10 protein-coding genes and 1 tRNA gene are annotated in these 13,620 nt (G+C 60.7%); 3 read left to right on the top strand and 8 right to left on the bottom strand.

The features are described 5' to 3' along the window. Positions 1 to 4: 4 nt before the first annotated feature. The 4 genes from AACP59_RS06045 to AACP59_RS06060 form a co-directional block, all read right to left on the bottom strand. Entirely contained in the window at positions 5 to 547 is a 543-nt protein-coding gene (locus tag AACP59_RS06045; protein WP_297315977.1) for a F0F1 ATP synthase subunit B, read from the bottom strand. A 69-nt stretch (positions 548 to 616) separates the two neighbouring features. Continuing rightward, positions 617 to 844: an ATP synthase F0 subunit C gene (gene atpE, locus AACP59_RS06050; protein WP_015022486.1), complete on the bottom strand. Its 228-nt coding sequence runs from the start codon at positions 842 to 844 to the stop codon at positions 617 to 619. Positions 845 to 1,011: 167 nt separating this feature from the next. Continuing rightward, on the bottom strand, positions 1,012 to 1,827 hold the full coding sequence (gene atpB / locus AACP59_RS06055) for a F0F1 ATP synthase subunit A (RefSeq protein WP_297315978.1): 816 nt from the start codon (positions 1,825 to 1,827) through the stop codon (positions 1,012 to 1,014). A gap of 177 nt (positions 1,828 to 2,004) precedes the next feature. After that, on the bottom strand, positions 2,005 to 3,066 hold the full coding sequence (locus AACP59_RS06060) for a homoserine O-succinyltransferase (protein ID WP_297315979.1): 1,062 nt from the start codon (positions 3,064 to 3,066) through the stop codon (positions 2,005 to 2,007). Positions 3,067 to 3,192: 126 nt separating this feature from the next. Here AACP59_RS06060 and AACP59_RS06065 point away from each other — a divergent pair. Continuing rightward, positions 3,193 to 3,269 (top strand) — tRNA-Met (locus AACP59_RS06065). Between the two features lie 161 nt (positions 3,270 to 3,430). On the opposite strand, the gene AACP59_RS06070 is transcribed toward AACP59_RS06065, so the two are convergent. From AACP59_RS06070 to AACP59_RS06080, 3 genes are read right to left on the bottom strand one after another with little or no spacing between them, the layout of a single operon-like run. Beyond that, positions 3,431 to 4,900 carry an ABC transporter permease gene (locus AACP59_RS06070; protein ID WP_339350307.1) on the bottom strand — a complete coding sequence of 490 codons (1,470 nt, stop codon included), beginning with the start codon at positions 4,898 to 4,900 and terminating at the stop codon, positions 3,431 to 3,433. Next, positions 4,887 to 6,104, bottom strand: a complete 1,218-nt coding sequence (locus AACP59_RS06075) for an ABC transporter permease (RefSeq protein WP_339350308.1) — start codon at positions 6,102 to 6,104, stop codon at positions 4,887 to 4,889. The genes AACP59_RS06070 and AACP59_RS06075 overlap by 14 nt, the downstream gene beginning before the upstream one ends. A 30-nt stretch (positions 6,105 to 6,134) precedes the next feature. Next, the gene (locus AACP59_RS06080) at positions 6,135 to 7,091 is read right to left on the bottom strand and encodes an ABC transporter ATP-binding protein (RefSeq protein WP_297315982.1); all 957 of its coding nucleotides are present in this window, start codon (positions 7,089 to 7,091) and stop codon (positions 6,135 to 6,137) included. 200 nt (positions 7,092 to 7,291) lie between these two features. Here AACP59_RS06080 and AACP59_RS06085 point away from each other — a divergent pair, with 200 nt between their 5' ends. Both AACP59_RS06085 and AACP59_RS06090 read left to right on the top strand, forming a co-directional pair. Continuing rightward, a complete protein-coding gene (locus AACP59_RS06085; protein ID WP_297315983.1) occupies positions 7,292 to 8,575 on the top strand; it encodes a sensor histidine kinase in 1,284 nt (427 codons plus the stop codon). Between the two features lie 205 nt (positions 8,576 to 8,780). Continuing rightward, the gene (locus tag AACP59_RS06090; protein ID WP_297315984.1) at positions 8,781 to 9,497 is read left to right on the top strand and encodes a response regulator transcription factor; all 717 of its coding nucleotides are present in this window, start codon (positions 8,781 to 8,783) and stop codon (positions 9,495 to 9,497) included. Between the two features lie 56 nt (positions 9,498 to 9,553). On the opposite strand, the gene AACP59_RS06095 is transcribed toward AACP59_RS06090, so the two are convergent. Next, on the bottom strand, positions 9,554 to 13,513 hold the full coding sequence (locus AACP59_RS06095) for an LPXTG cell wall anchor domain-containing protein (RefSeq protein WP_339350312.1): 3,960 nt from the start codon (positions 13,511 to 13,513) through the stop codon (positions 9,554 to 9,556). Positions 13,514 to 13,620: the final 107 nt, after the last annotated feature.

Here is a 13,620-nt window from a genome sequence, read left to right on the forward strand (position 1 = left end):
ATCATCATGCCTTCTGCCCGTCCGATTCGCCCTTGCCGGCATCCGCGATGATCGAATCGATCATGGAGGACTGCACGGCATTGTCCTGCAACTGGGAACCCAGAATCTTGCCTGCCAGGGCCGTGGCCAGGGTGCCCACCTCCCCCTTCAGGGAGACCAGGGCCTGCTGCTGCTGGGACCGCAGGGAACGCTGGGCGTTCTCGGTAATCTGGTTCGCCTCGGTCTCGGCCCTGTTGCGGGCGTCCGCGACGATCCGGGAAGCCTCGGCCCGGGCGTCATCCCGGATCTGTGAAGCCTCCACGCGGGCCTTGCCCAGCTGATCCTCATACTCCTTCTTGGCCTCATCGGCATCATCCCTGGCCTTCTGGGCTTTCTGAATGTTGCCTTCTATCTTGGCCGAGCGCTCATCGAAAATCGCCTGGAACTTCGGCATGAAGAACTTATAGAAGAAGACTGCGAGAATGAGCAGGATGATCAAAGACCATACGATGTCATAGAGCTTGGGGATGAACAGCTCAATCCCGTTTCCGGCTGCCACCGCGTTCATCGGCTCCTCCTTTCCGCTATCGAAGCCATGCCATCTTGTGCATCATGACGATGCGTTCGCCGCATGGGATCAGGCGATGAAGAGAGCCACGAAGCCCAGCAGTGCCAGCACCTCGATCAGTGCCAGACCGATGAACATGGTAGTACGCAGCTGGCCGCTGATTTCGGGCTGACGGGCCATGCTCTCAACGGTCTTGCCCACCGCGATGCCCAGTCCCAGGGCAGGACCCAGGGCGGCGATGCCGTAGCCCAGGATGCTCAGATTGCCGGAGACCTCAGCAAGAGTGATGATGTCCATTTAATTTCCTTTCCTAGACCGTTGCCGGTTCTTGGATCTTGACACGGTTCCGACCGCTGTGACCCGATCGGTACCGTAAAATTCTGTAGGGTGCAGCCCCTCAGACCTCCGTCCGGAGTCCCCCAGGGGACACCACTCGGCGGAGTCCATGGTTGTGATTCATCGGTTTAGTCCTCCTCAGGGTAGCTCATGGAGATGTAAACCGTTGAAAGAATGGCGAAGATATATGCCTGCAGGGCGGCCACGAATATCTCGAAGGCCGTCAGGGCGAAGCCCAGGGCAAACCAGCCGATGCCGGCCAGGGCAAGGAGCTTGTTGGTGGCCTCGATGACGTAGAACTGGGCGAAGGCCAGGCTGACAGCCACCAGAAGGTGGCCGGCAACCATGTTGGCGAAGAGTCGGATGGTCAGCGAAGCCGGCTTGACGACGATCATCTCCAGCAGCTGGATGGGCGTCAGGATGATGTAGAGGGGCCACGGAACGCCCGCCGGGAAGAGCTCGGCCTTGAAGTAGCCCCAGACCCCCTGCTCCCTGATGCCGGTGATCATGTACTGGAAGAAGGTCCACAGGGCGAAGACCAGGGGCATGGTGATGGTAGCCGTGGCCGCGATGTTCATGCCGGGAATGATGCCGCAGAGGTTGAAGACCAGGATGGTCAGGAAGATGGTCGTGATCATGGGGACGTACCGCTTGCCACGAACCTCGCCCAAGGTGTCATAGACCACGGAGTCACGGATGAACTCGATGACCCACTCGATAGCCCCCTGCCAACGCGAGGGAATCAGCTTGGCCCGGGCGGCTGTGATGCCCAGGACCAGGAGAATGACCACCATGGCGACGAACCTGACCAGAATGATACGGTTCATGGCGAATGGGGTCCCCTGGAAGAGAATCTCCGGAGGCAGGAAATCATCGACGGAAGGGAGTTCACTCGGCTTGGCCATGGCCAAACTGATCGTCCCGCTTCCTATTGCCTCTAACATCTATCGCCTCCTGAAACGACGTAGTGCTCACTATAGCGCGTAAACACCCTATAGCGGCACCGTATTGGTAGTGTAGCCCATCATTCGTAAGCCCGTAATCAACACCACGCGAACTTGACGCATAAATGACCGGACAGGGTAATCAACCCTCCCTTTCCACACTTACCGGGGTGAAGATTAGGACAGGCCATTGACCTTTGCGGCGCCCCCATTGACCAACCCGTACCCATCCCTTTCCAGGGGCAGATACCCGTCACGGCGGGGCGTACCCGGGGCGTGCCTGATCGACCGGTCCGTGCCCAACTCGCGGGCCGCACGCAGGGCCGGCACCCGGGCCAGATCGTACGGCGTGGTCTCATATACCCAGTTCAGCCAGTTGCGCCAGAGAAGATTGGCATGGGCCCTCCAGGAGAAGACGGGTTCCAGGGTGGGGTCATCATGGGGGAAGTAGTTTGCCGGGAAGGGGACGTTATCAAGGCCCTTGTCCATGTCGCGGCGATATTCCTGGGCCAGGGTGGCGCGGTCATACTCCCAGTGGCCCAGGGAGAATATCTCCGAAAAGTCCAGGGAGCAGATCAGGCCGGGGCCGGACTGGGGACCCCAGGTCAGCACCTGGAGGTCCGGGCGGGCCCGCACCTGGTCTTCGTCAACCCCGGCCAGGCGGGAGTGGGGCTGGAGGGAGATTTCGTCAAAACCGTTGGTGATGAAACAGTATTCGTCCTGAAGGTACTGGGGGAAGACCCCGAAGAGCTTACGGTCGAGCAGGTGCTTGCTGATGCCATACCGGTGATGGAGAGCGGCCATGGCCCCCCAGCAGAGGTAGATGGTCGAGAAGACATGACTGCCGGCCCAGTCCAGGATCCGGGTCAGTTCAGGCCAGTAGTCGACCTCCTCGAACTCCATCTGCTCGACCGGGGCCCCGGTGACGACCAGGCCATCGTAGTAGTTGTCCTCGAAGGCCTCCAGGTTCTCGTAGAACTTGACCAGGTGGTCCTGGCTGGTGTGGGTGGCCTCATGGGTGGAGGTCTTCATGAAGTCGACCTCGACCTGGAGGGGCGACTTGGAGATCAGCCTCAGGAGCTGTGTCTCGGTCTCCACCTTCTTGGGCATCAGGTTCAGGATGACCACCTTCAGGGGGCGCACCTCCTGGCGCTCCGCCTCATGGGTCTCCAGAGCGAAGATGCGCTCCGAATCCAGAATGGATCTGGCAGGTAATCCAGTGGGGATGTTGATAGGCATGAGTCCATTATCCCCTTTCCGGCGCCAAAACCTCCAAGGTTTCCGGCTGATGACCCGCATAATCGCCCATACTTGACAAGAGGCCACCAATCCGTACAATAGATGACTGCTGCGCAACGCAGCCGACGCGGGGTGGAGCAGTTCGGTAGCTCGCTGGGCTCATAACCCAGAGGTCTCAGGTTCAAATCCTGACCCCGCTACCAGATGACCCGGAATTCCAGCGAATTCCGGGTCTTTGTTCTTGACACGTGCCAGGTCGGCAAAAAACAGCTGTATCCCTGTGCATTCTGAAGCAGTACTTCTATATGACCACACTTCAGATGGGTCAGCCCGCGCGATGCGGGATGACCTGGATGCCATCGGATCAGCTGGTGACCGAACGCACGGAGGCACCGGAACGGCGAAGACGGCCGACCATGAGGCCCGCGCAGAAGTAGAGCAGTGCGAAGAGAAGGACGATCAGGGCCGGGGTTGACCAGTTGGCGGCGGAAAAGACCCCTGCCGAGACCGTTTTACCACTGGGGCTGAGACCAAAGACGGCGTTGACGGCGGAGTTGTACCACCAGCCGGGAGTCAGCTTGCCGACCAGGGTCATGGCGGCCGGCATGTCAATCGGCATGGCCGAGCCGGAAGTGAACATGATGACCAGGCCCATGATGATGGCGACCGTGTTGATCACCGTGTTGGACAGGTTGAACTGGCTCAGCATATACCCGAAGGCGGAGGCTGCGACCACGAAGATCATCATGGTCAGCAGGGAGATACAGATCCTTCCCCAGCCCAGGGATTCCGGATTGCCGCCGACCACTACCGTCGAACCCAGAATCAGGATCGTGAAGTAGGCCCATGCTACCAAGCCGAAGAGGAGAGCTGCAAGAAACTGCTGGAGGTTCAGGGAGAAATTGCGGATGGGGGAGGCCATCAGCCTGCGATGCTGCTCGGCCATGCTGAATGATCCGAAAAGGAGGGCCAGACAGACGGTCAGGGCGGTCATCAGCGGGTAGGAGGCCAGACTGACGGTTTGAGCGAAACCAGCGCTCAGGGTCTTGGTCTCCTTTCTCGGAGAGGTCTGCACACTGATTTTGGCCTGGTTATTGGCGAAGTGCTTGACCGTATAGTCCGAGGCGGCCTTGAAGGCCCAGGCATCCACTGTGATAGGCCGGGCATTCCCCCTGGAGGACATCTGGGCACCTTGGCTGGCTGTGTTGGCTACTGCCGAAGGGTTTGACGAAGCGGCATTCGCCATATCGGCCATGTTCGCCGTATCCGACATGGCCTCTGTATCCACTTCAGCGTCCCTGGTCGACTGACCGAGCCCACCAAGAAGAGCCGCACTGACCCCGTCGAAGTAGGAATCGACCTGGACCTGTGCCAGGTCACCATGATCGGACTTGTAGTTGGTGGCCGTTTGGACCTTGGGGACGGATACCGACTTAGCGCCGGCGGAGACATCGGCACAGGCTTCGAGGAAACGACGGCTGAACCCCTGTGGGATGATGATGATCAGATCGGTCTGGTCACCGTTGGCCAGGGCATTCTGCATGGTCTGGTTTTCGTCGGGTAAGGAGACCATGTCGGCCGAGCGGGACAAATAGTCCGTAAGCCCCCGACCCAGATTGCGTCCGAGCGAATCCCCACTGTCACGGTTGATAACGGATACCTTGGCGCGGACCGGTTTGAAGGTGCCGACCGAACTCTCCTTGGTGGCCTCGACCGCCTGGGACATGGAACCGTATCCGATGATCATGGTGATCAGGCTCATACCGACCAGATAGATCAGCATGTAGTTCTTATGCCGCCAAATGATGCGTATGGCTGTTTTAAAGGTGCTCATATCGTTGCCTCCTCAGCAGCAGGGCCGCACCCGCCAGGAAGACGGCACTCATGATAACAAGAATCAGGCAGGTTCTCACGAAAGGTCGGAAACTGTCGTAATAGACGATGTCGTAGAAGAGGTTGGAGACCTGCTTGACCGGGTTCAGGTAGTGCAGATAGGGGGTCTTCTCCTGGATGGAGTGATCGATATCCATGGTCGAGGGGCCATACAGACCTGCGAATACGGACAGGGTGCAGTCGATGAAAACGTTCAGTCCCACCTTGATTTCCGCGGAAAGCCGGGGTAGCGCACCCAAAAGGGCACCGAAACTGGAGGCCATGAAGGTGGAGAGAACCAGGGCAACCAGGGCAACAGGGTCGCGGCCGCCGACCCCCATGCCACAGACCGTTCGAATGAAGACGTAGGCAACCATGAGGCTGATGCAGGAGAAAAGCCAGGTGGCCAGGAAGGCCCCTCCCACCCTGACCCATACAGGAGACGGGGAGACAGCAAACCGGGCACCGATTTTGGAGAGGTTGGCCTGGGTGGAGGCGATCAGACTGGCGGTCACTCCGGCGCCGATCATGCAGGCCATGCCCAAAACGGCGAAATAGTAAGGTGCGGTCATGGTTGGCTCGACGTGGGTCAACTTGATTGTCGTGGTATAGGTTCGATTACCGGACTGGATACCGGTCAGAAAATTCGGATCACGAAGGCGGGCCGGATTGGCCTGAGCCACAACCTTGAGGGTCGAACCTGTCTGGTTGAGCCGCGCCATGTACGCGCTGAGCAGACTGACCGTGACCCCCTTGGCGGAGTTGCCCCCACTCTGTATTTCGGCCGCGTCCCAATCGGCCAGGACCATGCGGATCAGCCCGTCACCATCCATATAGATATACCCGATATCCTTGTGTTCATCCAGCCGGTTCATTGCCTGGGACCGGTTCGTCACGGTATGGGCCTTGATCAGCTGATCCCCATCCTTCGTTTCAGACTGCGCCGATGAGATGGATCCCACCATCTTCCCTGCGGAGGGCACCTTCTGCCAGGCCGCGTCATTCACGACGGCGAAAGGTTGCGCTTCCACGGTATGCCCCTTCTCCACACCGCTGAGCATGCCCATCATCATGGCCGCCAGGATGACCGGGAAGGCCAGGGTCCAGAAGACGGACGAGAAATTGCGGAATGACATCTTGACGTTGGTCAGGAAAACCTGCCACATGGGTCTTCCTCCTTTCTGTCGACTGGGCCCTCAATCACGCAACTGCTTGCCGGTCAGCTCCAGGAAGACGTCATTCAGGGAGGGAGGGCGACTGGTCAGGTGGGTGAAGGAGACTCTGCGACTCTCCAGGAGGGTGAGAACATCCTGGAGGTTGCGATCGCCCCGGTTGCAGTGGATGACCAGCTCCCGGCCGTCATAATCCGCAGACTGGGTAACCGCAAGGGCATTGATCGCATCCAGGGTGGAATCGTCAAGGTCGAGGGTCTCGACGCTGATCCGCTCCCCGACCTGAATCATGTCCTTGAGCTCGTCGGCCGTGCCCAGGGCGATTGTGCGACCATGGTCCATGATCATGATCCTGTCGCAGATCTGCTCGACCTCTTCCATGTAATGGCTGGTATAGACCACGGTCGTCCCCTGCTGATTCAACTCCCCGATGCCCTCCAGGATGGCGTTGCGACTCTGCGGATCCACGGCAACCGTGGGCTCATCGAAGAAGATCAGGTCAGGCTTGTGGGCGATTCCGCAGGCGATGTTGAGCCGACGGAGGAGACCGCCCGAGAGCTTACTGGATCTGTATCTGCGGAAGTCACCCAGACCAACGAAATCGATGGCCTCGTCCACCAGGTGCCGGCGACGCGACCGGGCGGGGACATAGAGGGAACAGAAGTAGTCTATGTTCTCCTCCACGGTCAAGGTGTCAAAAACCGCCACATCCTGGGGAACCATACCCACCCTGCGCTTCAGGTCGAAGGCTGTGGGCCCCATGGTGCCACCGAAGATGGTGATGGTCCCCGAGTCGTAGGTCAGGAGGGAGAGGATGCAGTTGATGGCAGTCGTCTTTCCGGAACCGTTAGGCCCCAGCAGGCCGAAGATCTCTCCCTGATGAACGTCCATGTCGAAATGGTCCAGGGCGACCATGGACCCGTAACGTTTGACCAGACCGCTGACCTTCAGAGCCGATTCTTGATCATTGAATGTGTTCATACCCCCATCATGGTCCAATGATTCGGTTCCATGTGGTGACACCGGTCACGACTTTGTCACCAGGACGAGCCGGGTTGAATGACAAATGTCACTGCCCTGACGGGTTCAGGTGCGTCGATTCCCGTCACGGCGTAGAACTGAGAGGTATGAAACGAGGCCGACAGGAGACAGTTCGAAAGCCGGGGGCGACCGTAGCGAGGATGACGGTACGCCCCCTGCTCATGCTGACCTGCGCCATGGCCGCGTATTGGGCTTTCGGAGAGGCGAACGCGGTTTGGGTGGCCGGCACCCTCCTGGCGACCTCGGCCGGATGCCTGAGCGAATGGCTCCTCCCATCTCCTGTGGTTCTTCTGCCCCAAGGACTTCTGGCCCTGGCAACTCTCATAGTGCCTCAGTGGATGTTTCTCCTTCCCGCCATCGCCTTCGACACAGGCCTGGTCGTCAACCTTGATGACCCCCGCCCCGATTCTTCTACCTGCCGGACACCCAGCCGCCCGGAGAGAGGCGGGTTGTCAGGTCGGAACCAATGTCCGACCCTGGCATGGCTGGCGGTCGAATCGTTCTGGATAATTCCGGCTTCGGCTAATCTCATCCGCCTGGACGGGACCTGGCAACGATATGCCACTTTGGGACTGACGACCGCAATCTTCGCCCGACTGGTCGGGTTCATCTGCGCCTCCCTGTCCGGAACGGAACAGCGACTCCTGGACCTGGGCGACCTGCAGAGGTACACAATCAGGCGGATGCACTCCCGAATCGCCGACCTGGACGAGGAAAGAGCCCAGACCGCCAGGACGGTTCAATTGACTGAACGCACCCGCATCGCCCGCGAAATGCATGACAACGTCGGTCATCAATTGACCAGGGCCATCATGCAGACCAAGGCCGACCAGGTGCTTGCCCAAAGCCGCGGTGACCAGGACAGCGCCCGGGCCTTCGGCGAACTGGGCGACACCCTGGACCAGGCCATGACCACAATCCGTCGGTCGGTGCACGACTTGGAAGACCGGGGCACAGACTTCAATGCCCGAATCGAAGAAGCCTCCCGCTCTCTGGACACAGGTCAATCCACCGCCATCCAGGTCCACCTGCAGAACGATATCGAAGAGGCGCCGGCCCCCGTGGCCCGTTGCTTCGCCACCATCATCCGCGAGGCCTTGAGCAACACCGCCCGCCACAGCCATGCCCAATCGGTCAGCATCATCCTGAAGGACCTACCCATGGTCTGGCAGCTGGTGGTTCAGGATGACGGAGCCCACCATCCGGTTCCCGCCGACGGGCAATCAGGCATGGGCAGGCCCGCCTCCTACCCTGGGCAAACTTCACAGGAACGCGACTCAGGAGAACAGGCGTGGCGCGGCATGGGCCTTGCCGACATGGAGGCCCGCGCACATTCCCTGGGTGGTTCGACACTAAGCGGGCCGAATCGGGATGGGTGGCGGGTCTTCGTCAGTCTCCCCAAGAACCTGCCACTATCTGCATAGTCGATCCATGGCCCGCATCCCCCGCCCCCGCAATCTGTTTCCAGCAGTTCATACTGGATGGCGAGGCAAAGAGAGTAATGGACATGCGGCGGAGGAGATTCGTATGGAAGACCGAATAGGTCAGGCAGATGAGTAAGACAAGTAGTATGAGAGAAGCAGCGAACCGTCATGGATACATGGCGGTCACCACAGAAAGACTCCACTCATGAAGGTTGCAATCGCCGATGATGATCCCATCGTTTGCTCCTCGCTGTTGACCATTCTGACCACCACCCAGACTGCCGAGGTGATATGGACCGCCAGTGACGGACTATCGGTCCTCAACTCATACAAGGCACCCGATGGCCGACCGGACATCCTCCTCATCGACATTCAGATGCCCGGGATGGACGGGTTGGAGGCAGCCGGCAGAATCATGGAAGCCGACCCCAACGCGAGGATTCTCTTCCTGACCACCTTCGCCGATGAGGAATACATCTCCCGAGCCCTTGGCCTGGGAGCCAAGGGCTACCTGATCAAACAGGATGTGGCCTCGGTCGTCCCCGCCCTGGAAGCTGTGATGGCCGGACAGGTGGTTCTGGGATCCGAGGCCCTGGCCAACCTTCCGCTGGGCGGTCAACCGTCGACCGCGAGCGCACCCGGACGGGAACCGGACCATCGAGGGTGGAAACCCTCCGCGCCCAACCAGGAGTCTCGGAAGGAGGCCGGAAACCCGATACCGGGCAGATTCGCCGGCCTGAGCCGACGGGAGCGCGAACTGGTCGCCCTGGTCGCCGACGGACTGGACAACCACACCATCGCCGACAGGCTCTACCTCAGCGAAGGCACTGTCCGCAACCGTATTTCATCGATCCTGGCCAAGACCAACCTTTCGAATCGAACCCAGCTGGCCATTGAATGGCTGAGCAGTCGGGAAGCCTGACCCGATGCCAATCTGGCGCCCTGACCGCATCCTGGGTTCCACCTTGGCGTGACCCTTCACTTCCGGCGCTTCCCGGCAACAACCAGGATAATCAGCCCGGTGAAAGAGATAACCGTAAGCAGGATCAGGGCCTGGGAGACCGCGGAACCCGCCGCCGGCAGACTTGCGGAGGCCCCATTCCAATCATCCAGGTTGGATTCAACCTTGGTATCCAGGCAGAGGGTCTGCCCATCGATGGTAATCGAACCTGGTACAGGCCCGTTGGGCTTCCCGGAAACAGATTCGGGACCTGTGGAGGGCTGACCAGGCAGTCCGGAAACGGAACCAGAACTTGAGGGGGCAGCTGGACGAACCAGGGAACCATCGTGGTCAGGCATGGTGGAAGGCGGATTGACCGGGCAGGCGGTCAGCGGCTTTCCGGTCACCTTGGCCCTGTCGGTATGATGGCCGGTCACTCCGACCAGGGTTCCATGAACGTCCACCGACTGCCCGGGTTTGAGAATCAGGTCATTCCATCCCTGCGGATACTTGAGGTCGACCACCCTGCCGCCGCCCGTCACGGTCCAATCCTCCAGGCTGAGATCCCTGGCCCGGAAGTAGGCTCCCCGACCCGTGCCCGGATCCTTGCCCGAATCGTTGGTGATGCGGAAGACCATATTGATATCACCCTTCACCGGAAGGGCCTGATTGGGTTCATCGCGGTCGCCATCGGAGAATCCACCGGCCGCGTCGAACTTCTCCAGATGCAGACCGGGAGTCAGGTCAGGGGTTCTGGTCCAGACCGTATTGGAGGGAATCACCCTGTCCTGGTAATACTCGGTAAAACGGTTCTCATGCCTGTCCACAGTGACCAGGCGCCGGCACTGCAGGTAGGCACGCCATCCCACCTCCTGGTTGGGCATGGCGGAGACCATAGTCAGATAGGCCGCCGTGGCGGCAACCGTCACCTTCCCATCAGGCCCGGGTACCAGGGTGAAGAGGTTCCCACCCAGGGACGAAGCATCGAAGCCCGACCCAGCCAGTTGGCCGCCCTTGGGAACCAGGACCCTGCCGTTCCTCGCCAGATCCCTGGAGGCGTAGACGGCCCATTGCCCGGTGAACAGGTCCACGTCCGGAACCAGTTGATCCTCGATGCGCCACTGGCCCACCTGGGGGTAGGCCCTGCCGGCCGGAAGGATGCTTGAGTCCAGCTGGTAGAGGAAGAGACTGTCGCGGTAGATGCTCCCGGCCCGGGAGGAGCCGCCGCCTACGTCCACGACGACATCCTTGGCGGGATTGAGCGGTTGGAGGGGGTTGGAGACGATGTTGGTCTTCCGCCTGATGTCATTCAATATCTGCACCCCCTGGTTCTTGAGCACCTGACGGTGCCCGACCCTGATGACCCGGAAGGGCAGGATCAGGTTATAGGTGCGGCCAAGCAGGGACTGGTCGATGGCCGGTTCACCCAGGGGGCTGTGGCCGACCCGGCGGGCATAGGCTGCAAGGTCCTTGGGCTGGGGGTCGCCCTTGACGGTCAGACCGGTGGCCGGGATGAAGGTGTCGACGGTCTTGGCGAAGGCGTAGACGACCCCGCCTCGAATCTGGATATTGAACCGGCTGGTGTAGTCCCTTCCATCGGACCCCGTGACCCGGATACGCCCCGGATCGATGCTCAGATACTCATCATCGAAGTCATCCACCAGACCGAGCCTCCAGACCCTGTAGGCGTTGTCGGTCTGCCTGGCATCCATGGTGACCCGGTAGACACCCGTATCCCCCTGGAGGAGGGTCCGGCCGTCGATGCTGACCGACTGGTCACGGGAGCTGACGACCTGCTTGGCCGGATTGACCACCGGAGGCAGACTGAAGACCTTGTTGGATGGGGTCAGGGAGTTGTTGATGGTCAACATCCATTGATTGCCCACCCGGTGATCAGTCGGTGCGGCCTTATCCACTGTCCCCTCGAACCGAATCTGGATCTTGGGATTACCGGAGGCCCGCCACTGGCCGATCAGGCCGGCATCGGTCAGGACCACCCGTACCAGGTGGTGGGCATCGTCCCAATGAGTGGAGTACTTGGACTTGGGAATCGGCCGGCCCCGGGAGAGGTCCATCAACTCAAGGGTCTGTTTGTCCGGCCTGAACCACTGATCGTAGACGTCGGTGAAGGCCAGCTCCCTGACCGGATAAGCCAGGTCAGCAGGGAGGGAGGGTTGGGTGTCCAGCTGGTATTCCAGCCGCTGCCCGGGTTGGACCACCTTCCCGTCCACACTCTCCTGGGTGCCTCCCTGGCCGGACTCGGAGACCACATCCTTGTTCACCGGCGGCAGGTAGGCACAGATGCCTGGCCGGTTGGTGTCGACGGTCTGCCCGTTGACGGTCTGGGAACCCTTGTTGGTCAAGGACCCATCCGCCCCGGGCTGGGCAGGCATGGCCGCGCAGAAGGTCACCTCGTCACCCTGGCCCCTGCCCATGTCTTTCCTGACCTGTGCCGCCCCACCGCCGTTGGCGAAGTTGACGGTAAAGGGCACCAACATGCTCACCTGCAAGGGGGTGGTCATACCCCGCAACCTGGCCAGGTAGCCGGCCTTGGCCCGGGCTCTGACCGCCTTCCCCGAGACGGTGATGTCGAAGCGGTTCGTCACATCGCGACCATGCTCATTGATGGCCGATACGCTGCTGTGCCGGTAATGCCCATCCCCATCCGCGACACCCTCGGCCTCGTAGATCCGCACCTTTGCAGCGCCGTCCTGATCAACCAGGTAATCGGCAGCCGACCAGTCGTCATCCAAGGCCAGCAGGCCGGGTGCCTGAACCAGGCCGGGATCGACAGTGGCATTGACCACGGCACCGACCTTATCGCCATCCAGGAAGACATGCCCGTCGGCCCCGGTCCGGTTGGTGTGTGTCGGGTCGATGACCGCCCGCCATCGGCCGGTTGAAGGGTCCTGGAGTATCCATGACTTGTCGGGGTTGGGCTTCCAGGTGGGGAACCGCCGTTGCGGGGTCTGATGCTCGGACTCCATGGCCAACCCCTTCCACCGGACGGCACCCGTATCCTGGATGACATTGATGGTCGGCCTGTAGACGGCCACATCCAAGTCCCACTGCCAAACATGGTTCACCGGCAAATCGCCGCCCCTCCAGACGGCAGTGGCCAGATTCCCGGATGGAGTGTCACCGTTCCGGGTGTTGAAAATAAAATGATCGCTCAGATCCCGGCCGTTGGTCATGTCACGAACCCGTTGGCCGCCGATGGTATAGCGCTGGCCCATAGGCTGGAAGCCGTCACGGAAGGTCAGCTCACGGCCGTTGGTTCCGGTATTGGTGGTAATGCGTGTGTGATTGGTCATGGAATCCGCACTGGTTCCTCGCTCCACCTGTTTGTCGGGCAGGCTGGGAGGTTGGTCGGCAGGCCTGGGCTCGAAATCGTTCAGCATGATCACCACAAGGGAGATGCTGTGCTCATTGCCGGCATAGCGCTCGGCCAGTCCATCCAGGGAATCCCCCGGCTGGTCCCAGAAGGGCTGGCTGGTTCGGTAGGAAACGCCCCGGTTGCTGTAGGACCTACCGGCAATCGAAGATTGCCAGTTGCTCATCCAGATGGAGTGCTGGGCCATGCTGACCCCGTCAAAGACCCGCTGCCCGCCGTTCATGCCGGTGACGACCCCCACACCGGTCACCCGGCAGTTCCCCTGACCGCGCCTGTCGGGATGGGCCTGGTCGAACCTCTCCGTGCAGTTCCGGTTGGCCTCGTCCAAGGCCTCTTGTTTGACCCTGGTCGTGGTGTCATTCGCCCCGTCCCTGATATCCAGAAGGGCAAAGGCCCGGTCGACGCTGGCCACCTCGTGACCACCGAACCCACCCTGACCATCGTCGCGGTAGGCCCAACCCTGCCAGAAGCCGCCATTACCCTCGGCACCACCGCCGGCATGCCCGGAACCTCCGCCCGCCATGGCAGGTGTCAGGGGTACCAATAGGGTAAAGCAAGCTATCACTGCAGCCAGGAGTCCCAGCCACCCTCTTCTTCGTTTCATCTTCATCCTTTTCGTCGAGCCGAAATCCGCGGACCATCAATGCCCACAGGGAGAGCAGAGCGGAGATCCACCATCTTGGAAGGTCATCGAACCGGGCGCCCTCCACC

Origin of the sequence: Bifidobacterium indicum (genome assembly GCF_036987015.1) — a bacterium.
In the GTDB taxonomy this organism is placed as follows: domain Bacteria; phylum Actinomycetota; class Actinomycetes; order Actinomycetales; family Bifidobacteriaceae; genus Bombiscardovia; species Bombiscardovia indica.

Excerpts from the sequence above, each read along its gene's own strand:
- AACP59_RS06045 (WP_297315977.1), bottom strand. The coding sequence starts at position 547 with ATGAACGCGGTGGCAGCCGGAAACGGGATTGAGCTGTTCATCCCCAAG.
- atpE (WP_015022486.1), bottom strand. The coding sequence starts at position 844 with ATGGACATCATCACTCTTGCTGAGGTCTCCGGCAATCTGAGCATCCTG.
- atpB (WP_297315978.1), bottom strand. The coding sequence starts at position 1,827 with ATGTTAGAGGCAATAGGAAGCGGGACGATCAGTTTGGCCATGGCCAAG.
- AACP59_RS06060 (WP_297315979.1), bottom strand. The coding sequence starts at position 3,066 with ATGCCTATCAACATCCCCACTGGATTACCTGCCAGATCCATTCTGGAT.
- AACP59_RS06070 (WP_339350307.1), bottom strand. The coding sequence starts at position 4,900 with ATGAGCACCTTTAAAACAGCCATACGCATCATTTGGCGGCATAAGAAC.
- AACP59_RS06075 (WP_339350308.1), bottom strand. The coding sequence starts at position 6,104 with ATGTGGCAGGTTTTCCTGACCAACGTCAAGATGTCATTCCGCAATTTC.
- AACP59_RS06080 (WP_297315982.1), bottom strand. The coding sequence starts at position 7,091 with ATGAACACATTCAATGATCAAGAATCGGCTCTGAAGGTCAGCGGTCTG.
- AACP59_RS06085 (WP_297315983.1), top strand. The coding sequence starts at position 7,292 with ATGACGGTACGCCCCCTGCTCATGCTGACCTGCGCCATGGCCGCGTAT.
- AACP59_RS06090 (WP_297315984.1), top strand. The coding sequence starts at position 8,781 with ATGAAGGTTGCAATCGCCGATGATGATCCCATCGTTTGCTCCTCGCTG.
- AACP59_RS06095 (WP_339350312.1), bottom strand. The coding sequence starts at position 13,513 with ATGAAACGAAGAAGAGGGTGGCTGGGACTCCTGGCTGCAGTGATAGCT.